Origin of the sequence: Planomonospora antibiotica (assembly GCF_014647955.1) — a bacterium.
Classification (GTDB): Bacteria; Actinomycetota; Actinomycetes; order Streptosporangiales; family Streptosporangiaceae; genus Planomonospora; species Planomonospora parontospora.
Genome location: NZ_BMQE01000058.1, coordinates 14,346 through 38,200, shown reverse-complemented (window position 1 = coordinate 38,200; position 23,855 = coordinate 14,346). Strand labels below are relative to the sequence as shown.

The window sequence follows — 23,855 nt, the reverse complement described above, 5'->3', positions numbered from 1 at the left end:
GGGGGAGCGGGTGGCGCACCTGCTCAACGGGCGGATGCTCGACTACATGGAGGTCGACGCCAACTACGCGCTGGTCAAGACCCGCCCGCCGAGGGACTACACCGGAGTGCCGCTCGGGGAGACGAATCTGCGCCGCAAGTACGGCGTGACGGTGGTCTGCGTCAAGGGTGAGTACGAGGAGTTCACCTACGCCGGCTCCGACACCGTCCTCGGCTACGGCGACGTGATCATCATCGCCGGGAGGATCGAGGACGTGGAGCGGTTCGCCGAGCTCCCCTGAGGCGGCCGGGGGCGGCCGGGGGGCGGCCGGGGCGTTCCACCGGACGGGAGCGGGACCCGGCGGAGAGTGGACGCGGAAGGAGCGGCCGGGCGGGGGCGGAGCAGAGGGGCGGGCGGCACCGGGAGATGGGGCCGGAACGGAAGCGGGCCGCCTGCCTGGGGGGATAGGCGGGCGGCCCGACCACGAGGCGGGGGGACGCCTCGGCGATGGTGGTTCCGGTCCCTCTCGCGGGATCTCCCGGGTGGAGGGGGTGTCCCCATAGTGGACCGCCCGGCCGTTTACCGCAAGATCCTGACTGAGGTAAATCAAGTTGTTATGGACGCCGTCCCGGTCGACCGTGGACCGCCGGGAGGAAGCGGGCCGGCACCGCTCCCGCTCCGCCGCGGCGGACTCCACTGCGGGTACGGGGGCGGCCGGGTCAGGAGAGCGGGAGGCGCACCACCGCGCGCAGACCCGGGGCGGCGTCCTCCAGGTGCACCGCCCCGCCGTGCGCGTTGACCGTCTCACGGACGATCGCCAGGCCCAGCCCGGCCCCGCCCTCGTCGCGGCTGCGCGCGCTGTCCAGTCGGGTGAACCGGTCGAAGACCCGCTCCCGGTCGGCCTCCGGGATGCCCGGCCCGTCGTCGGTCACGGTCAGCACCGCGTCCGCCCCCTCGGCCCGCACCTCGACCACGACTGGCGAGACGGTGTGCCGCAGCGCGTTGTCGACCAGGTTGACCAGGACCCGCCCCAGGTCCAGCGCGTCCCCGGACACCACGACGGCCCCGCCCTCTCGGCCGTCCGCGGCCCTCACCGCAACGGCCCCGCCGTACCGCTCGACGGTCTGCCAGACCAGCTCGTCCAGGCCGACCGGCTCCTGGCGGGCGAGCGCGCCGCCCCGCTCGTCCAGGCGCGCCAGCGCGAGCAGGTCCTCCGCCAGCCGGGTCAGGCGCGTGGTGTCCTCCAGCACGCCCTCGGCGGTCTCCCGCCAGTCGTCCGCGCCGCCCGGGTGGCCGAGCGCCACCTCCAGCTGGAGCCGGATGCTGGCCAGCGGGCTGCGCAGCTCGTGCGCGGCGTCGGAGACCAGGGAGCGCTGGCGGGCGTCGGCCCGCTCCAGCCGGTCCAGCATGGCGTTGAGCGTGGTGGCCAGGCTGTAGACCTCGTCACGCGACTCGGGCACCGGCAGGCGGCGGGACCGGGCGGTGCCGGTGATCTCCTCGGCGCCGCGGCGCAGCGCGGTGATGGGCCGCAGGGTCCGGCCGACGATCACCCAGCTGACCGCGGCCAGCAGCACCAGCAGCAGGGGGGTGCCGACGAGCAGCACCCGCCCGGCGGTGGCGATGCTGGTCTCCACCTCGCTGAAGATCCGCGCTGCGATCACCGTCTGGCCCCGGTCCGCGCTGAGCACCCGCACCCGCAGCAGGTGCGGGATCCCGTACGGCTCGCCGCCCAGGAAGCGCGCGCGGCCCTGCGCCAGCGAGGCGGCCCGCTCCCGGGCGTCCAGCAGCGGCACGAGCCGGTCGGTGCCGGTGGTGGCGTGGGTGATCCGCCCGGCGGCGTCGAGCACCTGGATCAGGGTGCCGTCGGGCGAGGTCAGCTCGCCGGGCAGCCGCCCGGCGTCGGCGAGCGAGACCATCTCCCGGGCCCGCTGGTAGAGCGACTCGTCGATCCGGTCCAGCAGCGCCCGGGCCAGCACCCCCATCATCACGTAGGCGGAGACGGCCAGCGCCACCGCCAGCACCGCCGAGGCGACCGCGGTCAGCCGGAAGCGCAGGCTCCTGCGCCGCCACCACCCGGCCGTACGGCGGGCGCCCGAGCCCCGCCTCCGCCCGTCGCCGCGGGCGGTCCCGCGAGGAGACCCGGTGGATCCGGGGCCTCCCGGAGAAGCCGGGGCGCCGAGGGCTCCGGAGGGCTCAGCCGCCATCGCCGGCCAGCCGGTATCCTGCTCCCCGCACGGTCTGCAGCGCGTTGCGGGAGAACGGCACGTCGATCTTGCGGCGGAGGTAGCCCACGTAGACCTCGACGACGTTCGGGTCGGTGTCGAAGGTGTCCCAGACGTGCTCCAGGATCTCGCTCTTCGACACCACCTCGTCGTGCCGGCGGAGCAGGTACTCCAGCAGGGCGAACTCCCGGGGCGTCAGCTCCACCGGCGTCCGCCCCCGGCTGACCTTCCGCCGGGCCGGGTCCAGCGACAGGTCCCCGGCCCGCAGCACGGCGGGCCGCCGCCCGGCGCCGCGCCGCAGCAGGGCCCGGAGTCTGGCCACCAGCACCACGTAGGAGAACGGTTTGGTGAGGTAGTCGTCGGCGCCCAGATCCAGGCCGTCGGCCATGTCGTACTCGCCGTCCTTGGCCGACAGCATCAGGATCGGCACCCAGTTCTCCTCGGCCCGCAGCTGTTTGCAGACGTTGTAGCCCGAGAGCCTGGGCAGCATGATGTCCAGCACGACCACGTCGTAGTCGCCCTGCCTAGCCAGGTGCAGGCCGTCCTCGCCGTCGTGCGCGAGGTCGACCGCGAACCCCTCGGCCTGCAGCCCGCGCCGGAGCGCCGCGGCCATCCGCCGCTCGTCCTCCACGACGAGAACCCTCATCCCTGCCTCCTCTTCGTCCGCCCCATCTTCGGCCAGTGCCGCTGAGAGGCGGCTGAGAACCCTGTGGAGGCTCTCAGCTCGTCTCAGCTCCGGCACAGGACCGCCCGTGCAGGCTGCTGGTGAAGGCGCAGACGGACATGAAAGACATACCGTAAGGGAGTGACATGTCAGAGCAGGAACACCGGCGGACCCGAAGAGGCCGCGCCGTGAGGTGGGGCGTGCCGATCGCCGCCGTCGCGGTGGTCGCGGGAGCCGTCGGCGCGGGCCCGGTCATCGCCGCGGTCCAGGGGGACCCGGTGCTGCCCGAGCGCACCGCCGAGCAGCTGCTCGCCGACGCCGTCCGGGCGAGCGGGTCCGGGCTGAAGCCCATGTCGGGCACCCTCATGCAGACCTCCTCCTTCGGCCTGCCGGGGCTGCCGCAGGTGACGGGGACGGGCGGCAGCTCGCCCACCGCGCTGCTCGCCGGCTCGCACGAGCTGAAGGTCTGGTACGGCGGCGCCGACAGGGTCCGCCTGGCGCTGCCCGGCCGGATGAGCGAGACCGACCTGATCGTCGGAGGCGGTCAGGCCTGGCTCTGGGAGAGCGATGCGAACAGGGCCACCCGCATCAAGGTCGACCCCGGGGAGCTCGCCGAGCACGGCGCCGGGCACGGGCCCGGACGAGGGACGCACGGCCCCGGGCCCGCCGGGGCGCTGCCCCAGGGGGCCACGCCGCAGCAGATCGCGCAGGAACTGCTCAAGCGGGCCGACGCCGACACCGCGGTCGGCGTGACCAGCAACGAGAAGGTCGCCGGCCGCGACGCCTACCAGCTCACCCTCGCGCCCAAGGACGCCTCGTCCCTGGTGAGGGAGATCAGGCTGGCGCTCGACGGGGAGACCCTGACCCCCCTGCGGGTCCAGGTCTACGCCGAGGGATCGGCCGAACCGGCCTTCGAGGTGGGCTTCACCACGGTGACCTTCACCCCGCCCGCTCCGGAGAACTTCACCTTCACCCCGCCGCCGGGAGCCGAGGTCGCGGAGAAGTCGCTCTCCGACCTCGCTCCCGGGCTCACCGAGCGGCAGGACAGGAGCGAGGAGATGAAGGACGAGGCCGAGATCGTCGGCAAGGGCTGGACGGCGGTCGCCGTGCTCCCCTTCTCCCTGCGGGACCTCCAGGAAGGCAGGCCGGAGCAGGGCACCGGCGGCGAGGCGGCCGCGGACTCGGGCGCCGTGGCCGACGCCCTGCTGAAGTCCGCCGCTCCGGTCAGCGGGACGTGGGGCAGCGGCAAGGTCATCCGGACCAAGCTGGTCTCCGCGCTGCTCACCGATGACGGGCGCCTGCTCGTCGGGGCGGTCACCCCCGAGAAGCTGGTCGAGGTGGCCGGCCGGAAGTGAGCGTGACCCCGGGGACGCCCGTCGCGGCGTCCCCGCCTCCCGCCCAGGACCGGACGACCGAAGGAGCACCCGTGGTGACCGTCCGCACCGACCAGACCCCCCGCACGGACAGAACCGTCCCGGGGGAGGAGACCGCCCGAACCGGCCGGACCGCCCGCGGGGAGGAGCCCGCTCCGGCCGGCGGGGGCGCCGCACCGTCCCCGCCTTCCGGGGCCTCGGCGGACCACGCGATCGTGATCCGGGGGCTGACCAAGCGCTTCCGCGGCGGGCAGGTGGCCGTGGACCGCCTCGACCTGGCCGTGCCGCGCGGTTCGGTCTTCGGCTTCCTCGGCCCGAACGGCTCGGGCAAGACCACGACGATCCGCATACTGCTCGGGCTCGTCGCCCCGACGGCGGGTGGCTGGGAACTGCTCGGCACGCCGATGCCCGGCGGGATCGGCACCGTGCTGCCCCGGGTGGGGGCACTGGTCGAGGGACCGGCGTTCTACCCCTACCTGTCCGGCGAGGCGAACCTGCGCCGCTACGACGCCGCCGACCCGGCCGCCGACCCGCGCACCGCCGCCAGCCGGATCGGCCTGGCCCTGGAGCGGGTCGGGCTGACCGCGGCGGCCCGCAAGCGCTACCGCGCCTACTCGCTGGGCATGCGCCAGCGGCTCGCCATCGCCGCCGCGCTGCTCGGCCCGAGGGAACTGCTGATCCTCGACGAGCCGACCAACGGGCTGGACCCGCAGGGCACCCGCGAGGTGCGCTCGCTCGTCGCGGAGGTCGCCTCCGGCGGGACGACCGTCTTCGTCTCCTCCCACCTGCTGGCCGAGATCGAGCAGATGTGCACCCACGTCGGTGTCATGCGCGCCGGCCGCCTGGTGGCCGAGGGCCCGGTCGCCGAGCTCCGGGCGGGGGAGGAGGCCAGGGTCCGGGTGGAGACGCCGGACCCCGCCGCGGCCGCCGCCGTACTGGCGGGGCTCGGGCTGACGGAGATCCGGACCGGTGCGGCGGAGGCCGGGGCGGCGCTCGGCGCGCTCCCGCCCGAGCGCGTCACCGCCGCCCTGGTGGCGGGCGGCGTCGCGGTACGCGGGCTGGCCGTGCACCGGCCGAGCCTGGAGGACGTGTTCGTGGGGCTGACCGGGGAGGGTTTCGATGTCGACGGTTGACGCGGTGGCGGGGACGGCGATGGAGACGTCGGCGGCCGGGACCATGACCGGGGCGGTGACGGGCACGGCGGCCGGGATGGTGACGGGCACGGCGGAGGCCGGAGCGGGAGCCGGACCGGCGGCCCGGACGCGGGCCGTGGCTCCGGCCGGGGCCACCGAGGGGCCGGCGAGACGGCCGAGCGCGGTGCGGGCCTGGTCGCGGCTGCTCGTCTCGGAGACCGGGCTGATATTCCGGCGGCCGCGCAACGTCGCCATGCTCGCCGTCCTCGCGCTCGTGCCGGTCCTGCTGGGGGTGGCGCTGCGCCTGTTCGGCGGGCCGGACGAGGGCGAGGCCGGCGGCGGAGGAGCGATCTTCGCGCAGATCGCCGGGAACGGGCTCTTCCTCACCTTCGCCGCGCTCGCGCTGCTGGCGCAGCTGATGCTGCCCGTGGCCGTCGCGGTGGTCGCCGGGGACGGCATCGCCGGAGAGGCGGGCGGCGGCACGCTGCGCTATCTGCTCACCGCTCCGGCGGGCCGGACCAGGCTGCTGACCGTCAAGTACGCGGGCGCGGTCCTCTTCAGCCTGGCGGCGGTCGCCCTGGTGGCGCTGTCCGCGCTGCTCACGGGGCTGGCGCTGTTCCCGGTGGGACCGATCACGCTGCTGTCGGGCACGACGATCCCGTTCGCCGAGGGGGTGCTCAGGATCGGTGTCGTCGTCCTCTACGCCACGGCGGGGATGGCCGCCCTGGCCGCCGTCTCGCTGGCACTGTCGACGCTGACGGAGGTGGCCGTCGGCGCCATCGCCGCCACCGTGGTGCTGGTCATCGCCGCCCAGGTCGTCGGCGCCATCCCGCAGCTGTCGGGGCTCCAGCCGTACCTGCTGACGCACTGGTGGGGCGGGTTCGACGGGGTGCTGCGCGACCCGGTGGCGACCGCGGAGATGGGGCAGGGCCTGCTGGTCTTCGCCGCCTACATCGCGATCTTCGGTTCGGTCGCCTGGGCCCGCTTCACCAGCAGGGACGTCACCGCCTGAGGACCCCGGCGGGGAGGGCGCGGTCCCGCGGAGCGCTGCGCTCTCCGCGGGACCGGCGTTTCAGGGGTGCTTCGCGTCCGGGTCGGCCGCGGGGGCCGTACGGCTCCCGCGGCGCAGGCCGAGCAGCCCTGCCGCGAGCCCGGCCAGTCCGGCGGCCAGGCCGGCGCCGCCGAGCAGGCGGGCGGTGCCGTCGGAGGAGCCGGCGGCGACGGTGACCGGGGCGACCGACGGCGCGGCGTGCACCCCGGGGGAGGCCGCGGCGGCGGGGGAGGCCGGGTGGCCGCCGTGCCCGTCGCTCCCGGCGGCGGCCGGGGTGAGCCTCAGGACCGGGGCGGGGTGCTCGGGTTCGGAGCCGTCGGCCTTCGGCTCGTCGTCCCACGCCACGACCTCGCCGCTGCTGTAGGTCTGGGTCGCGGGGAAGACCAGCCGGTCGGTGTCGGCGGGCAGCCTGCCCATCGACACCTCGAACTCCTGGAACTGGCCGGGTTCGATCTTCCCGCCCGACCAGGTGACCTTCGTGACGGCCTCGGTCAGCTCGCCGTACTCGGTGGTGACCGGCTTGGGCAGCTCGCCCTCGGTCACCTCGACCTTCCAGCCCGGCACCGGCTTGACCGAGACGAAGGCCAGCGGGTGGTCGGTGGGGAAGGCCACCTCGATCTTGCTGGTCGAGGCGTCGTCGCGCTCGTTCGGTACCCGGAAGGCGACCTTGGTGAAGCCGCCCTGCTCGGCGCTGCCGGGATTGATCGTGACGTGTGCGAGGGCCGGTACGGCCAGCCCGAGCGTGAGGGCGGCGGCACCGGCGGTGACGGCCAGCGCGCGGCGCGCGGCGGAAGACGACATGGGAGATCTCCACTTCGACGAGAACGGGTGAATCGGGGGACGGGTCAGACGGCGGGAAGTGGAGGACCGCGTCGACTGACGGTGTGGCGGAGAAGGCCCCGGACGGGGACGGGCGGGAGCACCGGGAGCGCGGCGGGCGGCGGGGCAGGGAGGGGCACGGCCCCGGTGAGCAGCCGGAACGCCGATCCCAGGTGGTGGGCGGCCGCGCGCAGCAGCGCCCACAGCGCGGTCTCGCCGCGGGCCAGCCACCAGCCGGTGATCAGTGTGGCGGTCAGGTGGGCCAGGAGCATGCCCAGGCTCTGGCCCAGCCCCCGGTCGTGGAGGTGCCCGGCGAGGGAGGGCGCGGCGGGGCCGCCGCCCAGGGCGAACAGCTCGTGCAGGACCGCCTGCGCTCCGGTGAGCACCGCGGTGACCGTGCCGGCGGACCGCTCGCGTCCGGCGAGCGACACGGACAGGGCCACCACCGCCGCCGCTCCCGCGGCCAGCGCCCACGGCTCCGGCCCCGAGCCGCCCGCGGCGACGTGGCCGAGGGCGGCCAGCGTCACGCAGACGGCCGAGAAGACGGCCGCGCGGGTGAGCCGGAGCGGGAGGAGGGCGAGCATGACGCGAGCCATGCTCTCACGGTGACGGCCCGGGATCGAGCCCGGGACCGAGCCCGGGACCGGGCTCGGCGTGGAGTACGGCATCGGGCCCGGTGTGGAGCCTGGTGCAGGGTCCGGTGTGGAGTCCGGCATCGGGTCCGGTGAATCGAAAGCATGTGATCCCTGCAGCTTTGCCGCTTTTGTGGCTATGGTTGCCGCGACCGGAACATGTCGAGGCCGAGGTGGTGGGGGATGCGGCACGTCTTCGGACTGCTCATCGGACTGGTGGTGACGGCGGTCCTCCTGCTCGGCGCGGGATGGGCGGCGGCGGAGATGGGCCTCGCCCTCCAGCCCGCCCAGGGCGTCGCCCCGCTCGCCACCGGCACCGGGCAGAACTGGGTCGCTCTGGCGGTGATGGCCGGGACCGGTCTCCTGCTCGGCCTGCTGATCGTCGGCCGGGTCTCCCCGGTGGCCTGCTTCGTCCCGTCGATGGTCCTGCTCGCCTGGACCGTGGTCTACGTCCTGGACACCGGCCGCGGCCTGGGATTCCTGCCGGTCAACCCGACCTTCCACGAGGCGCTGCTCCAGGCGGGCCGCGGCATGCGCATCCTGCTCACCACCGGTGTCTACGCCCTCCTCGGCGTCGCCCTGTTCATCCCCGTCCTGCTGCCCTCCCGCTGGGCCGGACAGGGCGGGGACGAGGACGGCGACGGATACGAGGAGTCGGACGACCGGTCCTACTACTGACGGACAGGGCCGCCGCACCGCCTCTTCCGTACGGTTCCGGCGGGACGTCCTCCGCTGGCGTCTCGGTCCGTCGCCGTCGCCCGGCCGCTGACGCCCTGCCCGGCCGGCGCGTTCAACCGGCGCGCCCGGCCGCCCACGCGCCGAGGCCCTCCTCCGTGAGGACGCCGTCGAGCGCGGTGACCGCAGCCCCGTGCAGCGCGCCGTCCCCGCCGAGCACGGCGGCCACCACGGGCGGCGGATCCAGGCGGCGGAAGCGCATCAGCCCGTCGGCCGGGGCCGTGCCGGACCGTCGCGGCGACGGCCACCGACACGGTCCGGACCCGGTCGCCGTGCTGTTCGCAGGCGCGCCGCACCGCGCTGGCCGCGCTCGGGGCCGCGCTCGACCTGCGGACGGCGTTCCTGGTCACGGTGCCGCCGCTGGCGGCGGTTCTGGCCGCCGCGTCGTGGCCCCGGGCGCGGCGGAGGTGACCGCAGGGGCGGGCGCGGTCCCCGGAGCCGAGCCGGTGTAGAGGCGGGCCACGACCTCCTCCAGGGAGTCGCGGTCCGGGGCCGTGGCACGCAGTTCGTCGAGGGTGCCGTCGAATCCGAGCCTGCCGTGGTCGATGAGCATGACGCGGCGGCAGAGCTTCTCGATGTCGCCCAGGTCGTGGGTGGTGAGCAGGACGGTCGTGCCGCGCTCGGCGTTGAGGCGGCGCAGGAAGTCGCGCATGGCGACCTTGCTCACCACGTCGAGGCCGATCGTCGGCTCGTCCAGGACCAGGACGGCGGGGTCGTGCAGGAGGGCGGCGGTGACGTCGCCGCGCATGCGCTGGCCGAGGCTGAGCTGGCGGACCGGGGTGTCCATGAACGGCCCGAGGTCGAGCAGGCCGGCCAGTTCGTCCAGCCTCCGCCGGAAATCGATCCGGTCTACTTTGTAAAGATGCCGGATCAGCTGGAAACTGTCCTTCAGCGGCAGGTCCCACCACAGGGTGGTCCGCTGCCCGAAGACCACCCCGATCCTGCGCGCGAGCGCGGTACGGCGGCGCGTGGGGTCGAGCCCGGCCACCCGCAGGCGGCCCGAGGTGGGGGCCAGGATGCCGGTGAGCATCTTGATGGTGGTGGACTTGCCCGCGCCGTTGGGGCCGAGATAGCCGACGAACTCCCCGGCCCCGACCGTGAACGACAGATCCCGTACGGCGTGCACGGTCCGCCGGGCGCTGCCCCGGCCGACGGTGAAGGAACGTCCGGCCCGGTCGACTTCGATCATCTGGTCAACTCCCCGTGGAACGGTAGCGGCGGATGCCCGCCCGCCAGGCCAGCGCGGCGGCCAGGGCGAGCAGCAGGGCGGCGGGCGGCGCGGCGAAGCGCAGCCAGTACGGCAGGCCGAGGGGGTCGGGCCGGTCCAGCACGTACAGGGCCGGCTGCCAGTTGACGAACGCCAGCGGGACGACGAACGTCACCCCCCTGACGAGCTGCTCGCCGTAGACGCTCAGGGGGTACTGGGTCAGCGCGCTGCCGCCGTAGGTGAAGGCGTTGGCCACCTCGGGGGCGTCGGTCAGCAGGAACTGCAGGGCCCCGCCGAGCGTGAAGATCGCGGCGAAGATGACGACCCCGCAGGCGATCATCAGCGGGACCATCCACGCCCGCTCCCAGGGCAGGCCGAGCCGGGGCAGGGCGATGCCGAGCACCACCGCGGACTGGGCGAGCCGGCCGAAGCGGTGCACGCTGAAGCGGTCGGTCGCCATCTGGACGAACGCGGAGGCCGGGCGGATCAGCATGGTGTCGAAGCTCCCGCTCCGGATGTGGTGGCTGAGCCGGTCGACGTTGCCGAAGAGCGTGTCGGCCAGGGCGAAGGACATGTCCGCGGTGCCGTACAGGAACATGACCTCGGCCAGGCCGAACCCGCCGAGTGAATCGGTGTGCCGGAAGATGATCCAGACGGCCGCGACGTCCAGGGCGTTGACGGCGAACGAGCCGAGGATCATCATCGCCAGCGACACGGGGTACTGGGCGGAGGCGCGCAGCCAGGTCCACGCGAGCAGCAGGTAGGTCCTAACCACGGGCGGCCCCGCCCAGAGCGCCCGCGGTGCGGCCGGGCCGCGACCGTCCCGGGTCATCCACCCTGGACCACCACCTTGCGGCGGGCGGCGCGGGTGACCAGGGCGCCCAGGGCGAGCAGCGCCGCCGCCCACGCGGCCTGGAAGGCGAGCGCCCCCAGGACGTCCCGCTTGCCGAGGTAGACGTCGGCCGGGATCTGGACCATGGCCGCCCAGGGCAGGGAGCGGGTCAGCTCGCCGAACCAGCCGGGGAACAGGTTCAGGGGCAGGACCATGCCGCTGAGGAAGAGCGTCAGCACCAGCGAGAGCGACTGCACGCCCTGGTCGTCGACGATCCAGCAGCACGACAGCGCCGTCAGGTAGCGCAGGGCGAAGCTGACCAGCACGCCCAGGGTGAAGGAGGCGGCGAAGGCGGCCCAGGTCGCCGGGTCGGCCGGCACGACGATGCCGAAGAGGGCGGCGCCGAGGAAGGTGGGCGGCAGGCTGCGCAGCAGGAACAGGTAGGCGGCGCGGCCCAGGTCGTCGGCGAGGCTCCACAGCTGCAGGGAGGCCGGGCGCAGCAGGTCGACGGCGACGTCCCCGCTGCGCACGCGCCCGGCGAGCTGCAGCCCGCCGCCGAAGACCTGCATGGGACCGATGAACGCCTGGCTGAGGAAGCAGAAGGTGACGGCGTCCGTCACCTCGTATCCGGCGAGGCCGGGGCGGGCCTGCCAGAGGGCGATCAGGACGTAGGCGCGGAGGATGCCGAAGACGCTGTTGGTGAAGGCTCCGGCGAGGGCGGCGGCGCGGTAGGCGGAGTGACGGCGGAAGCCGTAGGCGGCGATGCGCGCGTAGAGCAGGAAGACGTCCTCCATGGAGGTTCCGGTGCACCGGGGCGGCCGTGTCATTTTCTCCGCGGTCCGGCGCCGGGGCAACGGGTTTTGCGGTGCGCACCCGCGGGCGGGCGGACGGCGATTACGGAGAGAGATACGGGATATCTCGTCATATATCCGTAACCATGGCGATATCTTCGCGGAATGGTAGAAGGAAGTTCTGAAGGGCATCCTCCTCTCAAGGAGGTGCCCACATGCGCGACGAGATCAACGTGGACGTCTGCCCCGGTTACCCCGTCAGCTGGCAGGCCACCGCGCTCAACACGATCATGCGCGGCACCTTCAAGCCGATCTCCGGGCTGCTGCTGCGGTCGGACGCCAGCGTGGTCGCCGCCTCCCGGATCGTCGCCCTCGCCAAGAAGGTCCCGCTCCGGCTGCCCGGGCACGTGACCGTCGAGGGGGAGTCCTTCGGAGACTGCGAGGGGGAGTGGGTCCGCGCCGGGCGGGAGCTCGACGAGCGCAGGGTCCTGCTCTACTTCCACGGCGGCGCCTACTTCGTCTGCTCGCCGGCCACCCACCGGCCGATCACCTGGCGCCTGTCGGTCGCCGCCCGCCGCCCGGTGCTGGCCCTCGACTACCGCCAGGGCCCGGTGCACACGCTGGCCGAGTCGCTCGAGGACGCGCTCGCCGCCTACCGGTGCCTGCTGGAGCGAGGCTACGACCCGGCCGACGTCCTGTTCGCCGGTGACTCGGCGGGCGGCCACCTCACCCTGGCCGCCCTGCTGGCGCTGCGCGACCGGGGGCTCCCGCTGCCCGCCGCCGCCGTGTGCCTGTCCCCGTGGACCGACCTCACCGACACCCCCCGCCGGGTCAACCGCCTGGCCGACCCGCTGATCCCGGCCGGCCGCGTCGACTGGCTCGCCCGGCGCTGGACCTCCGGCCTCGACCCCCGCGACCCCCTGGTCTCCCCGGTGCTGGGCGACTACGCGGGACTGCCGCCGCTGATGATCGTCACCGGCTCCACCGAGGTCCTCCGCGACGAGGGCCGCCGCGTCGCCGAACGCGCCCGCGAGGCGGGCGTCCCGGTGACCTACGAGGAGTGGCGGCGCATGCCGCACGTCTTCCCCCTCCTGGCCGACATCCTCCCCGAGGCGCGCCAGGCGTTCCTGCACATCGCCCGCTTCCTGGACGCGGCCCGGGCGCTCTCCGCCGGGGACGTCCCCGCGGCGGACACGTCCGCCGACGGCCCGCTCGCCGCGGACCTGCGCGCCGCGGATCCCGGCGCCGCGGACCTGCTCGCCGCGGGCCTCCTCACTCCCGATCCCGCCGCCGGGACCGGCTCGGCCGCGGCCTGACGGGGAGGCCGCCGCCGGGTACGGCTCGGCCGCGGCGATGATCACGGCCCGCCGCAGGGTCGGGTCCGACGGCGGACCGATGATCACGGCCCGCCGCAGGGTCGGGTCCGGCGGCGGGATCGGGATGAGGAGGGCCTTTCCCGCAGATCGCGCGGGTGTTTCCAGCACCTCCGGCCCCACCGGTTACTTACCTTCAGGGATCATTCGCCTTACCCGCCATAGTGCTTGTGACGGGTCGGGAGCGAGAACCCGCTCCACCCGGTCACAGTGTGCTTGCCGTAGCGCGCACACGAGAGGCTCGATCCGGATGGCACGTGGCGGAACCGGCCCCGGGAACGGGATGCCCCCTGGCGTGCGGCCGCTGACCGTGGGAGACCCGGTCACCATCGGCCGCCATCTCCTGCTCGGCCGGCTCGGCGCCGGCGGCATGGGCGTGGTCTACCTGGCCGAGCACCCGCACGGCGGCGTGGTCGCGATCAAGACGCCGCACCCGGTGCATCTCGACGATCCCACGCTCCGCGCCCGGTTCGCGGAGGAAGTGGAGTTCTCCCGCCGGGTGGTCCCGTTCTGCACCGCCGCGGTGATCGAGGACGGCACCGACCGGGAACGGCCCTACCTGGTCTCCGAGTACGTCCCCGGTCCCTCCCTCTCCCAGGTGCTCTCCGCCCGCGGTCCGCTCACCCCCGACCTCGCCTACGGCGTCGCCCTCGGCGTGGCCGCCGCGCTGACGGCGGTGCACGAGGCCGGGCTGGTCCACCGCGACCTGAAACCCGCCAACGTGCTGCTGTCGCACACCGGCCCGCGGGTCATCGACTTCGGGATCGCCAGGGACGTGGCCGGCCTGGCCTCCCACACCCAGGCCGGGCAGGTCATGGGGAGCCCCGGCTGGGTCGCTCCGGAACGCCTCACCGGAGGCAGGGCCCTGCCGTCCTCCGACGTCTTCTCCTGGGGATGCCTGGTCGTCTACGCGGCGACCGGCCACCACCCGTTCGGCGCGGGCGAGCCCGACGCGCTGACCCGGCGGATCCTGGTGGAACCGCCGCGGCTCTCCGCGGTGCCCGCGCTGCTGCGCCCGGTGGTCGAGGCCGCGCTGGACAAGGAGCCCGCCCGGCGCCCCCCGGCGGCGGACCTGCTCGGCGCACTGCTGGTGGTGGGCGGGATCGGGGACCCGTGGGATCTGCGGGCGGCGGTGGCCGAGGTGCTGGCGGAGGTCTGGACGCCGGTCCCGTACCCGCAGGCCCACCCGGTTCCCGGTCCGGCGGCGGACCGGGCCCGGAACCGGCCGCGGGCCCACGACCGGCCCGCGGTCCCGGCCGGGGGAGCCCGCAGGGCGCCCCGCAACGGCCCCCACCTGCCCCAGGCCGGGTTCGCCGCGCTGGCCACGGCCTCCATGGCGGTGCTCGCCGTGGTCGCCGCGGGCAACGGCGTCCTCGGAGGCGGCGGCGCCCGGCCGCCCGAGCACGTGCCGATGGTGATCCCGGCCGACGGCACGCCCACCGGCGGCGTCTTCCGCCGGACCCGTCCTCCGGCCGGCGGGACCGGGACCGTGCCGCCGGTCAGCCCGTCCACGATCACGGTCACCACGACGCGGACGATGCCGGTGCCGCAGGTGAGCGGGCACGCGGAGGAGTCGGCCCCGGGGGATCCGCGCGAGCCCGGGGAACCCCCCGACGAGCCCGGGGGCGGTGGTCCCGGGGAGCCGCAGACCTGCGCGGACGGGGGAGGCGAGGCCGCGGCGCGCGGCCCCGGCGGGGACTGCCCGACGAGGACGGCCGCGCCCGAGCCCTCCTTCACCCGGCTCCCGCAGACCGGGGACGGGGAGAGCCCTCCGCCGTCACCGAGCGGCTCCGCGACGGCGACCGCCTCCCCCTCCCCGTCCTCCTCAGGTCCTGTGCCGCAGATCGGCGACTGAGGGGCCGCACGGGCCTCCGGGAGAGAGCGGGGCCATCCGTTAGGGTGAACGGCGCCAACCGAGTCGGAGGGGGAACTGTGCCGGGTGCGGTCGAACTGAGCGGTGTCGGGGTCCGGGTGGTCGGGCGGACGCTGCTGGCGGACGTCGACTGGCAGGTGGAGTACGGCCAGCACTGGGTCGTCCTCGGACCCAACGGGGCGGGCAAGACGACGATGCTCTCGCTGGCCGCCGCCGTACGGCACCCCAGCGAGGGCGCGGCCACGGTGCTCGGCCAGCGGCTGGGCCGGGTGGACCTGAGGGAGCTGCGCCGCCGCATCGGCCTGGTCGCGGCCAGCCAGCGGCTCGTCGACGAGGAGCTGCTGGAGGAGGAGGGCGCCACCGCGCACACCGTCGTCCTCACCGGATACACCGGGAGCAGCGCCCCGCTCTGGGACCGCTACGGTCCCGGCGAGCACGAGCGCGCCCACCGGCTCCTGGCCGACATGGGCTGCAAGGACCTGGGCGACCGGTTGTTCCGCGTCTGCTCGCAGGGCGAGCGGGCCCGCATCCGGGTGGCCAGGGCGCTGATGGCCGATCCGGTGATCCTGCTGCTGGACGAGCCGTTCGCCGGGCTCGACCTGCCCGCCCGCGAGGACCTGATCACCGTGCTGGAGGAGCTGGCGACGGTACGGCCGGCGTTGACCACGATCACCGTGACGCACCACCTGGAGGAGGTGCCGGCGACCACGACGCACGCCCTGCTGATGCGCGACGCCCGGATCCAGGCGGCGGGACCGGTGGGGGAGGTCCTCACCGACGAGGGCCTGTCGGAGTGCTTCGGCCGCCCCCTGCGGATCGACCGCCTGGACGGCCGCTGGTCGGCCCGCGCCGTACGGGGAAGGCACGGGTAGGACGGGGCGTCCCCCCCTTCCCGCGCCGGGTGGTGCGGGCTCAGTCCTTCTTGCGCTGGCGGATCAGCCCCATGAACCCGGGGCTGGGCTTGAACCGGGCCGTCCAGGTCTCGGCGATCTCCAGCGGTTCGCCGGTCTGCGGGTTGCGGCCGGTCCTGGCGGGTTTGTGGACGATCTCGAAGGAGCCGAAGCCGGGGATCGCCACCTTGTCCTCGCTCGCGACGGCGTGCTGGATGGTGTCCAGGATCGCGTCCAGCGCCGCGGCGGTCTGCCGCCGGGTGAGACCGGCCTCCGCCGCCGCCTTCTCGATCAGCTCGCGCTTGTTCATCTACTTCTTTCCTGCAGTGCCCGGGAGGACCAACACTACGGGGATCACGCGGTCTGTTTCATCCCCCGGGCGCGGGGAGAGCGGCCGGGCGGGGTCACGCCCCGATGTGGCCGAACCTCTGCCGCTCGTCGCTGTCGGCCATGACGAGCTGCGCCAGGTCGACGTGGCGGCCCACCTCCCGCACGTCGGCGCAGTCCGCCACGAGCACGCGTTCCCCGCCGATCAGGCGGGTGACGCGCAGGCACGGTCGATCGTTCACCACGAGTGCCTCGACCTCGATGCCGTGCGGCCCCAGCCATATCCCCATAAGGCCGAGGCTAGGGAGGCGAGAGTAAGCACGGGGTAACCGGAGGGGTATATCAGGGTGGAATATCTATGTCCGGGTAAATTTCCCCAAGAGCATCCCTATTGCGTATTTCACTACGATTCCTGGTCAGTGCCCGCCGGCCGGGGTGAACGCTGCGGCGTGGTCGCGGACGAAGTCGGCGACGTCGCGCGGGGGACGGCCGAGAAGGCCGGCGACCGTGCCGGTGGTGAAGTCCCCCCAGCCGGAGGCGTACGCCCGCGCGTACTCCTCGAGCATGTCGGCGATCCATTCCGGAACGCCGTGGCCGAGCAGCGTCCTGCGCTTGGCGTCGTCGCCGACCGGCAGGTACGTGACGGACCTGCCGAGCGCGAGGCTCAGCCGGTCGGCGACCTCGTCGAACGTCACCGAGCGCGGGCCGGTGAGGGTGTACGTCTCGCCGTGGTGGCGGTCCGGGTCGTCGAGGAGCACGCGGGCGGCGCACTCGGCGATGTCGCGTGCGTCGATCATGCCGATCCGCGCCGAGGCCATGTTCAGCGAGAACGTGCCGGTGGCGGAGATGTCGCCCGCCTCGTTCAGCAGGTTCTGCATGAACCAGTGCGGACGCAGGATCGTCCAGCGCATGCCGCACCGTTCGGTCTCCCGGTCGGACAGCGCGTGCAGCCTGCCGCTGCGGTTCGGCGCGTCGTGCGCCGCGCCGACGACGGACAGGCGCACGACGCGCTCCACCCCGGCCCGGCGGGCGGCCCACACGGCGTTCATGCCGTGCTCCGGAGCGCGCGGGCCGTTCGGGGTGAGCAGCCACACGTCCTGCACGCCCTCGAAGGCGGGCGGCAGCGACCGGGCGTCGCCGAGGTCGCCGACGAACACCTCGGCGCCCCGCCCGCGCGGGCCGGCGGCTCCGGACTCCTCGCGGACGAGGGCGCGGAGGTCCACCTCGGCGCCCTCCAGTGCGCTCATCAGCGCGGTGGACACGGTTCCGGTGGCTCCGGTGATCAGTACGGTGCGCGGCACGGTCATTCTCCCTTGGCGGTGGTGAGGACACGGACGGAATCGCGGACCGCGGTGCGCTCCAGCCCCCAGAGCGCGGCGGTCCCGGCGGAGAGGGCGGCGCCCAGGACGCACACGCCGGTCCAGCCGGCGTTCACCCAGACCACCGACGTCAGTGCGGAGCCCACCGCGCCGCCGAGGAACATGGAGGTCATGAAGGCGGAGTTGATCCGGTTGCGGGCCTCGGGCCGGAGCGCGTAGAGGACGTTCTGGCTGCTGTTGAGCACCGCCTGGTGCGCCAGGTCGAGCACGACCACGCCGGCGAGCAGCCAGGCCGGCGAGTGCGCCCCGGCGGCGATCGCCGCCCAGGACGCCAGCAGCAGGACCGCCCCGGCGCCGGTCACGGTCTGGACGTGCCCGCGGTCGGCCAGCCGCCCGGCCACCGTGGCGGTCAGCGCGCCCGCGGCGCCCACCAGACCGAACAGGCCGATGGCCGATTCCGTCCAGCCGTACGGCGGCCCCGCCAGCAGGAAGGCCGAGGCCGTCCACAGCACGCTGAAGGCGGCGAGGCTCGACGCGCCGATGCCCGCCCGCCACCGCAGCAACGGCTCCTGCCGGAACATCGAGACCGTCGAGCGCAGCAGCCCCGGGTAGGACAGGCGTCCGCCGTCCCCGCCGAGCCTGGGCAGGAGGACGTGCAGCAGTACGGCCATCAGCGCCATCACGGCCGCGTGCACCCAGTAGACCGTCCGCCACCCGCCGAGCTCCGACAGCGCTCCGGACGCGGTCCGCGCCAGCAGCAGGCCGAGCATCAGCCCGGTCATCACCGTGCCGACCACCCGGCCGCGCTCCGCCGGGTCCGCCAGCGTCGCCGCGAACGGCACCACCACCTGCGCCCCGACCGAGGTCAGGGCGGTCAGGGCCGTACCGGCCAGGAGCATCGTCCCGTCGGCGGCGGTGGCCGACACCAGCAGGAACAGCGCGGTCGCCGCGTAGAGCGCCACCGTCAGCCGCCGCCGCTCCATCAGGTCGCCCAGTGGCACCAGCAGGATCAGCCCCAGCGCGTACCCGCCCTGCGCGGCCGTCACCACCAGCGCCGCCGACGACGGCCCGATGCCCAGCTCCCGGCCGATCAGGTCGAGCAGCGGCTGTGCGAAGTAGTTCCCCGCGACGGCCGATCCGGTCGCGGTGGACATGAGCAGGAGCAGTCCGCGCGGCAGGCCGCCGCCCGGGTGGAGTCTCGTCGCCGTCATGCCTTTCAGCCTCGGCCATGAACGATCAATGAGTCCAATGCATGTTAATCATCGGCAGCGATCGTGTATCAAGATTGATCCATGGAGCTCCAGCAGATGCGCTACGTCGTCGCCGTCGCCGAGACGGGCAACTTCACCCGCGCCGCCGAGCAGTGCCTGGTCGTCCAGTCCGCGCTCAGCCACCAGATCGCCCGCCTGGAACGCGAGCTGGGGGCCAGGCTGTTCGAGCGCACCAGCCGCCGCGTCCGGCTGACCTCCGCCGGCGAGGCGTTCCTGCCCGCGGCCCGCCAGGCCCTCGAGGCCGCCGAACGGGCCCGCGCCGAGGTGGCGGCGGCCGCCGGGGAGATCCGGGGCCGCCTCGCCGTCGGCGCCATCCCCACCGTCACGGCGGTCGACCTGCCGACCGCGCTGGAGCACTTCCACCTGCGGCACCGGCAGGTGCGGATCAGCCTCCGCTCGGGCGCGAGCGAGGAACTGACCGAACGGGTGCGGCAGGGCACCCTGGACGTCGCGTTCCTGGGGCTGCCGGTGGGGGCACCGCCCAAGGGCGTCCGCGGTCGCGAACTGGCGCGCGGCCGCCTCGTCGCCGTGGTGGCGCCCGGTCACCCGCTGGCCGACAGGGAGCACGTGGAGCTGCGCGACCTGTCGGGCGAGCCGTTCGTCGACTTCCCCGCGGGCACCGCCGGGCGGATCCAGTCGGACGAGGCGTTCGCGGCGGCCGGGGTGCGGCGCGAGGTCGCCTTCGAGGTGAGCTCCCCCGACTTCATGGCCCGCCTGATCCGGCAGGGCCTGGGCATCGGGATGCTGCCCGCGGACTTCGTCTCCGAGCTCCCCGACCTGCCCGTCGTCCGGCTCAGCGACGCTCCGGCCCGCATGGAGTACCTCGTCTGGAGCCGCTCCTCCCCGTCCCCCGCCGCCGCGGCGTTCCTGTCCGCCCTCGGCGTCCCGGCGGCCGGCCCGCCGGGCCCGTGACCCCGGGAGCCTGGGCCGGCATGGAGAAACCCCGCCTCCCTGGGGGGAAGGAGGCGGGGTCTTCGTCCTGGTCTCGGGAGTCCGAGTCCGAGGGCGGACCGGGAGCGCGGGCCTCGGCTCAGGCGGGTGCCCGGCGGGCCGGGGCGGGCTCCGCATGCCCTGAAGAGCCGCCCCGTCCCGCGCGGACTGCGAAACCCGCGCTCCCGGTCCTTCCTCGGATCAGTGAGCCTCGAACTGCTCCTCCTCCGTGGAGCCCTTCAGGGCCGTGGTGGAGGAGTCCGGCGCGATGGCCGTGCTGACCAGGTCGAAGTATCCGGTGCCGACCTCGCGCTGGTGGCGGGTGGCGGTGTAGCCGCGGGACTCGGCGGCGAACTCGGCCTCCTGGAGCTCGACGTAGGCGGTCATGCCCTCCTCGGCGTAGCCCTGCGCCAGGTTGAACATCGAGTAGTTGAGCGAGTGGAAGCCCGCCAGCGTGATGAACTGGAACTTGTAGCCCATGTGGCCGAGCTCGCGCTGGAACTTGGCGATGGTGGAGTCGTCCAGGTGCTTCTTCCAGTTGAACGACGGCGAGCAGTTGTAGGCCAGCATCTGGTCCGGGTACCGCGCCTTGATCGCCTCGGCGAACTCGCGGGCCACGTCCAGGTCCGGGGTGGAGGTCTCCATCCACAGCAGGTCGGAGTGGGGCGCGTAGGCCAGGCCGCGGGCGATGCAGGCGTCGACGCCGTTGCGGACCCGGTAGAAGCCCTCGGCGGTACGGTCGCCGGTGACGAACTTCTGGTCGCGGGGGTCGACGTCACTGGTCAGCAGCGTCGCGGCCTGGGCGTCGGTCCGCGCGATGATCAGGGACGGCACACCCGCCACGTCGGCCGCGAGACGGGCCGCGTTGAGGGTCTTGATGTGCTGGCCGGTCGGGATGAGGACCTTCCCGCCGAGGTGGCCGCACTTCTTCTCGGAGGCCAGCTGGTCCTCCCAGTGCACGCCGGCGGCACCGGCGGCGATCATGCCCTTCATCAGCTCGAAGGCGTTCAGCACGCCGCCGAAGCCGGCCTCGGCGTCGGCCACGATCGGGGCCAGCCAGTGCGGCGCGTTCTCGTCGCCCTCGGACCAGGTGATCTGGTCGGCGCGGAGCAGCGCGTTGTTGATGCGGCGCACGACGGCCGGGACCGAGTTGGCCGGGTACAGGCTCTGGTCCGGGTAGGTCTGGGCGCCGAGGTTGGCGTCGGCGGCGACCTGCCAGCCGGACAGGTAGATGGCCTTCAGCCCCGCCTTGACCTGCTGGACGGCCTGGTTGCCGGTCAGCGCGCCGAGAGCGTGGACGTAGTCCTCGCTGTGCAGCAGGTCCCACAGCCGCTCCGCGCCGAGCTTGGCGAGAGTGTGCTCCTCCTGGACCGAGCCCCGCAGCCGCACGACGTCCTCGGCCGTGTAGGTGCGCTCGGTGCCCTTCCAGCGGGGGTCGGTCTCCCACTCGCGCCGCAGTTCCTCTGCGGCTCCCTTGAGGCGATCATTCATTTTTTCACTCCTTGTCGTCCCCTGGGTGCCTTGCCCTGAGTGTGTGCCCCGACGAAACGGGTGAACAAGGTGCTTTTTGTGGAAAGAACGAGGATTTTTCTGATATCACCAATACCGGTCAGTATTCGATAGAGAAGAACATGAGAGTTTTCTCTATGGACTAGACCAATCGTGTGTGTGCTCCAGCTCACTCGGCACCCGCCGGGCGGCGGTGGCCGGGCGGTTGCGGAGACCGCGGCCGGAGGCGTGCGACGCGCGGGCCAGTCGGAGGGCGATCCGGAGCCGGTCGGGGAGGGTGGGGCCGTACCCGCATGCCGTACGGGGATGCGCGGCTCGCGAGTGGAAGATGGGCGGAATTTTCGCTTAGGATCGGGACATGACACCTCTGGTCGGAGAAGAACCGCTTTCTTTGACACAGGAGCTCGACCTCATCGCCTTCGGTCAGCGCCTGCGCCACCTGCGCAAGCAACGCGGCCTGACCCTCTCCGACCTGGGCGAACGGGTGAGCCGGGCGCCGAGCCAGCTCTCCCTGCTGGAGAACGGCAAGCGCGAGCCGAAGCTGTCGCTGCTCAAGTCGCTCGCGTCCGCGCTCAACGTGCCGGTGGAGGAGCTGCTCCGCCGGCAGGCGCCCAACCGGCGCGCGCAGCTGGAGATGGAGCTGGAGGAGGCCCAGCGCGATCCGCTCTACGCCGGCCTCGGGCTGCCCCGGCTGAAGGTCTCCGCGCGCGTGCCCAACGACGTGCTCGAGCACATCCTCGGCCTCTACGGCGAGCTCCGCTCCCGCCAGGCCAAGGGCACCGCCACCCCGGAGGAGGCCCGCGCCGCCAACGCCGAGCTCCGCCGCAAGCAGCGCGAGCAGGGCAACTACTTCGCGGAGATCGAGAAGGCGGCGGCCGAGGCGCTGGCCGCGGTCGGCTACCGCTCCGGCGCGCTCTCGCAGAGCACCGTCCAGGCGCTGGTCACCCACTTCGGCTACAGCGTGCGGACCGTGCAGGACCTGCCCCGGACGGTCCGCTCGATCACCGACCTGCGCAACCGGCGCATCTACGTCAAGCACGAGCAGCTCGGCATGCACACCCCCCGCACGATCCTGCTGCAGACCATCGGCCACCTGGCCCTCGGCCACCACAAGCCCCGCGACTTCGCCGACTTCCTGCGCCAGCGGACCGAGGCCAACTACTTCGCCGCCGCGGTCCTGGTGCCCGAGGCCGCCGCCGCGCCGTACCTGCGGGAGGCCAAGCAGGACCGGGCGCTCAGCGTCGAGGACCTGCGCGACGTGTTCGCGGTCTCCTACGAGATGGCCGCGCACCGCTTCACCAACCTGGCCACGCACCACCTGGACCTGGCCTGCCACTTCGTCCGCAACGACGTCGGCGGGATCATCTACAAGGCCTACGAGAACGACGGCATCGTCTTCCCCGCCGACGAGCAGGGCGCGATCGAGGGCCAGCGCATGTGCCTGCAGTGGTCGGGCCGGCAGGTCTTCCTCTCGCCCGACCGCTTCTCCGTCTTCTACCAGTACTCCGACTCGCCCACCGGCACCTATTTCTGCGTCGCCCACGTGGATCCCAGCCGGGAACGCGACTTCGCCATCACGCTCGGCGTGCCGTACCGCGAGTCGCGCTGGTTCCGCGGCCGGGAGACCGTGAACCGGACCAAGTCCGAGTGCCCGAACGGCGACTGCTGCCGCCGCCCGCCGCCCGAGCTGGCCCAGCGCTGGGAGGGCTACGCCTGGCCCTCGGCGCGTGCCAACTCGCACGTCCTGGTGGCGCTCCCGCCCGGGTCCTTCCCCGGTGTGGACGAGGCGGACGTCTACACCTTCCTGGAGCGCCACGCCGCCGACTGATCCCCGTCGCACGGGACCGGTCCGGCCGGTGATTCACTCCGCAACGGTGACGCATAGGGTGATACCTGTGCATTCCGGGGTGACGGGGAGGATGGGCTGTGCTGCCTGAGGTGGAGGCATGGCTGCGCCGCCGTACGTCGTCCTCGGATGACTGGTCCCCGCCGGAGCTGCTGGAGGCCAGGGGGGACGCGACGGTCAGCGTGGTGCTGCCCGCGCGCGACGAGGGGGAGACGGTCGGGGAGATCGTCTCCGCGATCCGGCGCGAGCTGATGGAGGCGGTGCCGCTCGTCGACGAGCTCGTGGTCATCGACTCCCGCTCCACCGACGACACCGCCGTGCGCGCCGCGGCGGCCGGCGCCCGCGTGGTGGCGCAGGACGAGGTCCTGCCCGATCTCAAGCCGCTGGACGGCAAGGGTGAGGCGCTGTGGAAGTCCCTCGCCGTGACCTCCGGCGACCTGCTGGTCTTCGTCGACGCGGACCTGCGGGAGTTCCGCACCTCGTTCGTGACCGGGCTGCTCGGGCCGCTGCTGGCCGATCCCGGTGTGGTCTACGTCAAGGGCTGCTACGACCGGCCGCTGCGGGACGCGCGGGGCGCGGACGCGCCGGGCGGCGGCGGGCGGGTCACCGAGCTGGTCGCGCGGCCGCTGCTCAACCTGCACTGGCCGCTGCTCGCCGGGTTCGTCCAGCCCCTCGCCGGAGAGTACGCCGGGCGGCGCTCGGTCCTGGAGCGGGTCCCGTTCGTCACCGGCTACGGCGTGGAGCTCGGGCTCCTGATCGATCTGCTGGAGCTGTCGGGCCTCGACGCCCTGGCCCAGGTCGACCTGGGCCGCAGGGTGCACTCCCACCAGTCCACCGAGGCCCTCGGCGGCATGGCCGCGCAGATCCTGCAGACCTCCTGGTCGCGGCTGGCGCGCCAGGACAAGATGATCCCGCTGCACACGCCGTCCCCGCGCCTGGCCCAGTTCCGCCGCGGGCCGGGCGGGCACCACGCGACCGTGCGGGACGTGGCGGTCGCCGAGCGCCCGCCCATGATCACCGTCCCCGGTTACGGTCCCCGTACGGCGGTCTGAACGGGGGCGGCCGCTGCGGCCGGGTCC

The 23,855-nt window shown here is 73.8% G+C and carries 24 protein-coding genes; 11 read left to right on the top strand and 13 right to left on the bottom strand.

Annotated elements, in window-relative coordinates; genetic code table 11:
* The coding region (locus IEZ06_RS31775) for a cation:proton antiporter regulatory subunit (RefSeq protein ID WP_189240368.1) at nt 1-280 on the top strand (280 nt) is incomplete at its 5' end.
* 418 nt (nt 281-698) lie between these two features.
* Here the strand turns inward: IEZ06_RS31775 and IEZ06_RS31770 are convergent.
* Both IEZ06_RS31770 and IEZ06_RS31765 read right to left on the bottom strand, forming a co-directional pair.
* The gene (locus IEZ06_RS31770; RefSeq protein WP_189240367.1) at nt 699-2,183 is read right to left on the bottom strand and encodes a sensor histidine kinase; all 1,485 of its coding nucleotides are present in this window, start codon (nt 2,181-2,183) and stop codon (nt 699-701) included.
* The gene (locus IEZ06_RS31765; RefSeq protein ID WP_189240366.1) at nt 2,173-2,847 is read right to left on the bottom strand and encodes a response regulator transcription factor; all 675 of its coding nucleotides are present in this window, start codon (nt 2,845-2,847) and stop codon (nt 2,173-2,175) included. Before IEZ06_RS31765 ends, IEZ06_RS31770 begins: the two co-directional genes overlap by 11 nt.
* A 218-nt stretch (nt 2,848-3,065) precedes the next feature.
* Between IEZ06_RS31765 and IEZ06_RS31760 the strand changes: the two genes are divergently transcribed.
* From IEZ06_RS31760 to IEZ06_RS31750, 3 genes are all read left to right on the top strand, one after another.
* On the top strand, nt 3,066-4,220 hold the full coding sequence (locus IEZ06_RS31760) for a LolA family protein (RefSeq protein WP_229798992.1): 1,155 nt from the start codon (nt 3,066-3,068) through the stop codon (nt 4,218-4,220).
* Between the two features lie 74 nt (nt 4,221-4,294).
* Nucleotides 4,295-5,371, top strand: a complete 1,077-nt coding sequence (locus tag IEZ06_RS31755; RefSeq protein ID WP_189240364.1) for an ABC transporter ATP-binding protein — start codon at nt 4,295-4,297, stop codon at nt 5,369-5,371.
* The gene (locus IEZ06_RS31750) at nt 5,358-6,383 is read left to right on the top strand and encodes a DUF2705 family protein (protein ID WP_229798990.1); all 1,026 of its coding nucleotides are present in this window, start codon (nt 5,358-5,360) and stop codon (nt 6,381-6,383) included. Before IEZ06_RS31755 ends, IEZ06_RS31750 begins: the two co-directional genes overlap by 14 nt.
* Nucleotides 6,384-6,443: 60 nt before the next feature.
* On the opposite strand, the gene IEZ06_RS31745 is transcribed toward IEZ06_RS31750, so the two are convergent.
* On the bottom strand, nt 6,444-7,223 hold the full coding sequence (locus tag IEZ06_RS31745) for a YcnI family copper-binding membrane protein (RefSeq protein WP_189240363.1): 780 nt from the start codon (nt 7,221-7,223) through the stop codon (nt 6,444-6,446).
* A 44-nt stretch (nt 7,224-7,267) separates the two neighbouring features.
* Nucleotides 7,268-7,837 carry an MFS transporter gene (locus IEZ06_RS31740; protein WP_203872301.1) on the bottom strand — a complete coding sequence of 190 codons (570 nt, stop codon included), beginning with the start codon at nt 7,835-7,837 and terminating at the stop codon, nt 7,268-7,270.
* 219 nt (nt 7,838-8,056) lie between these two features.
* Between IEZ06_RS31740 and IEZ06_RS31735 the strand changes: the two genes are divergently transcribed.
* On the top strand, nt 8,057-8,551 hold the full coding sequence (locus tag IEZ06_RS31735) for a hypothetical protein (protein WP_189240362.1): 495 nt from the start codon (nt 8,057-8,059) through the stop codon (nt 8,549-8,551).
* A gap of 112 nt (nt 8,552-8,663) precedes the next feature.
* Here the strand turns inward: IEZ06_RS31735 and IEZ06_RS31730 are convergent, their stop codons facing one another.
* The 4 genes from IEZ06_RS31730 to IEZ06_RS31715 form a co-directional block, all read right to left on the bottom strand.
* Nucleotides 8,664-8,810: a hypothetical protein gene (locus IEZ06_RS31730; protein WP_189240361.1), complete on the bottom strand. Its 147-nt coding sequence runs from the start codon at nt 8,808-8,810 to the stop codon at nt 8,664-8,666.
* A 144-nt stretch (nt 8,811-8,954) separates the two neighbouring features.
* The gene (locus IEZ06_RS31725; RefSeq protein WP_189240360.1) at nt 8,955-9,797 is read right to left on the bottom strand and encodes an ABC transporter ATP-binding protein; all 843 of its coding nucleotides are present in this window, start codon (nt 9,795-9,797) and stop codon (nt 8,955-8,957) included.
* Between the two features lie 4 nt (nt 9,798-9,801).
* Complete coding sequence (locus IEZ06_RS31720; protein ID WP_203872300.1) at nt 9,802-10,647, bottom strand: ABC transporter permease; 846 nt, start codon at nt 10,645-10,647, stop codon at nt 9,802-9,804.
* Nucleotides 10,644-11,441: an ABC transporter permease gene (locus IEZ06_RS31715; RefSeq protein WP_189240359.1), complete on the bottom strand. Its 798-nt coding sequence runs from the start codon at nt 11,439-11,441 to the stop codon at nt 10,644-10,646. The genes IEZ06_RS31720 and IEZ06_RS31715 overlap by 4 nt, the downstream gene beginning before the upstream one ends.
* A gap of 212 nt (nt 11,442-11,653) precedes the next feature.
* Here IEZ06_RS31715 and IEZ06_RS31710 point away from each other — a divergent pair, with 212 nt between their 5' ends.
* From IEZ06_RS31710 to IEZ06_RS31700, 3 genes are all read left to right on the top strand, one after another.
* Complete coding sequence (locus tag IEZ06_RS31710) at nt 11,654-12,754, top strand: alpha/beta hydrolase (RefSeq protein ID WP_189240358.1); 1,101 nt, start codon at nt 11,654-11,656, stop codon at nt 12,752-12,754.
* Between the two features lie 340 nt (nt 12,755-13,094).
* Nucleotides 13,095-14,666 (top strand): serine/threonine-protein kinase, encoded by a 1,572-nt coding sequence (locus IEZ06_RS31705; RefSeq protein WP_189240357.1) that lies wholly within the window; start codon nt 13,095-13,097, stop codon nt 14,664-14,666.
* Between the two features lie 77 nt (nt 14,667-14,743).
* Nucleotides 14,744-15,556: an ABC transporter ATP-binding protein gene (locus tag IEZ06_RS31700; protein ID WP_203872299.1), complete on the top strand. Its 813-nt coding sequence runs from the start codon at nt 14,744-14,746 to the stop codon at nt 15,554-15,556.
* 40 nt (nt 15,557-15,596) lie between these two features.
* Here IEZ06_RS31700 and IEZ06_RS31695 read toward each other — a convergent pair whose 3' ends face one another.
* The 4 genes from IEZ06_RS31695 to IEZ06_RS31680 form a co-directional block, all read right to left on the bottom strand.
* Entirely contained in the window at nt 15,597-15,884 is a 288-nt protein-coding gene (locus tag IEZ06_RS31695) for an HU family DNA-binding protein (protein ID WP_189240355.1), read from the bottom strand.
* A gap of 94 nt (nt 15,885-15,978) precedes the next feature.
* Nucleotides 15,979-16,191, bottom strand: a complete 213-nt coding sequence (locus tag IEZ06_RS31690; RefSeq protein ID WP_189240354.1) for a hypothetical protein — start codon at nt 16,189-16,191, stop codon at nt 15,979-15,981.
* 126 nt (nt 16,192-16,317) lie between these two features.
* The gene (locus IEZ06_RS31685) at nt 16,318-17,202 is read right to left on the bottom strand and encodes an SDR family oxidoreductase (RefSeq protein ID WP_189240353.1); all 885 of its coding nucleotides are present in this window, start codon (nt 17,200-17,202) and stop codon (nt 16,318-16,320) included.
* 2 nt (nt 17,203-17,204) lie between these two features.
* Entirely contained in the window at nt 17,205-18,431 is a 1,227-nt protein-coding gene (locus IEZ06_RS31680) for an MFS transporter (protein ID WP_189240352.1), read from the bottom strand.
* A gap of 81 nt (nt 18,432-18,512) precedes the next feature.
* Between IEZ06_RS31680 and IEZ06_RS31675 the strand changes: the two genes are divergently transcribed.
* Nucleotides 18,513-19,403: a LysR family transcriptional regulator gene (locus IEZ06_RS31675; protein WP_189240351.1), complete on the top strand. Its 891-nt coding sequence runs from the start codon at nt 18,513-18,515 to the stop codon at nt 19,401-19,403.
* A 219-nt stretch (nt 19,404-19,622) separates the two neighbouring features.
* On the opposite strand, the gene aceA is transcribed toward IEZ06_RS31675, so the two are convergent.
* Complete coding sequence (gene aceA / locus IEZ06_RS31670; RefSeq protein WP_189240350.1) at nt 19,623-20,912, bottom strand: isocitrate lyase; 1,290 nt, start codon at nt 20,910-20,912, stop codon at nt 19,623-19,625.
* Nucleotides 20,913-21,288: 376 nt separating this feature from the next.
* Here aceA and IEZ06_RS31665 point away from each other — a divergent pair, with 376 nt between their 5' ends.
* Complete coding sequence (locus IEZ06_RS31665) at nt 21,289-22,758, top strand: helix-turn-helix transcriptional regulator (RefSeq protein WP_373293970.1); 1,470 nt, start codon at nt 21,289-21,291, stop codon at nt 22,756-22,758.
* A 98-nt stretch (nt 22,759-22,856) separates the two neighbouring features.
* On the top strand, nt 22,857-23,828 hold the full coding sequence (locus tag IEZ06_RS31660; RefSeq protein WP_189240349.1) for a glucosyl-3-phosphoglycerate synthase: 972 nt from the start codon (nt 22,857-22,859) through the stop codon (nt 23,826-23,828).
* The last annotated feature ends 27 nt before the right edge of the window (nt 23,829-23,855 follow it).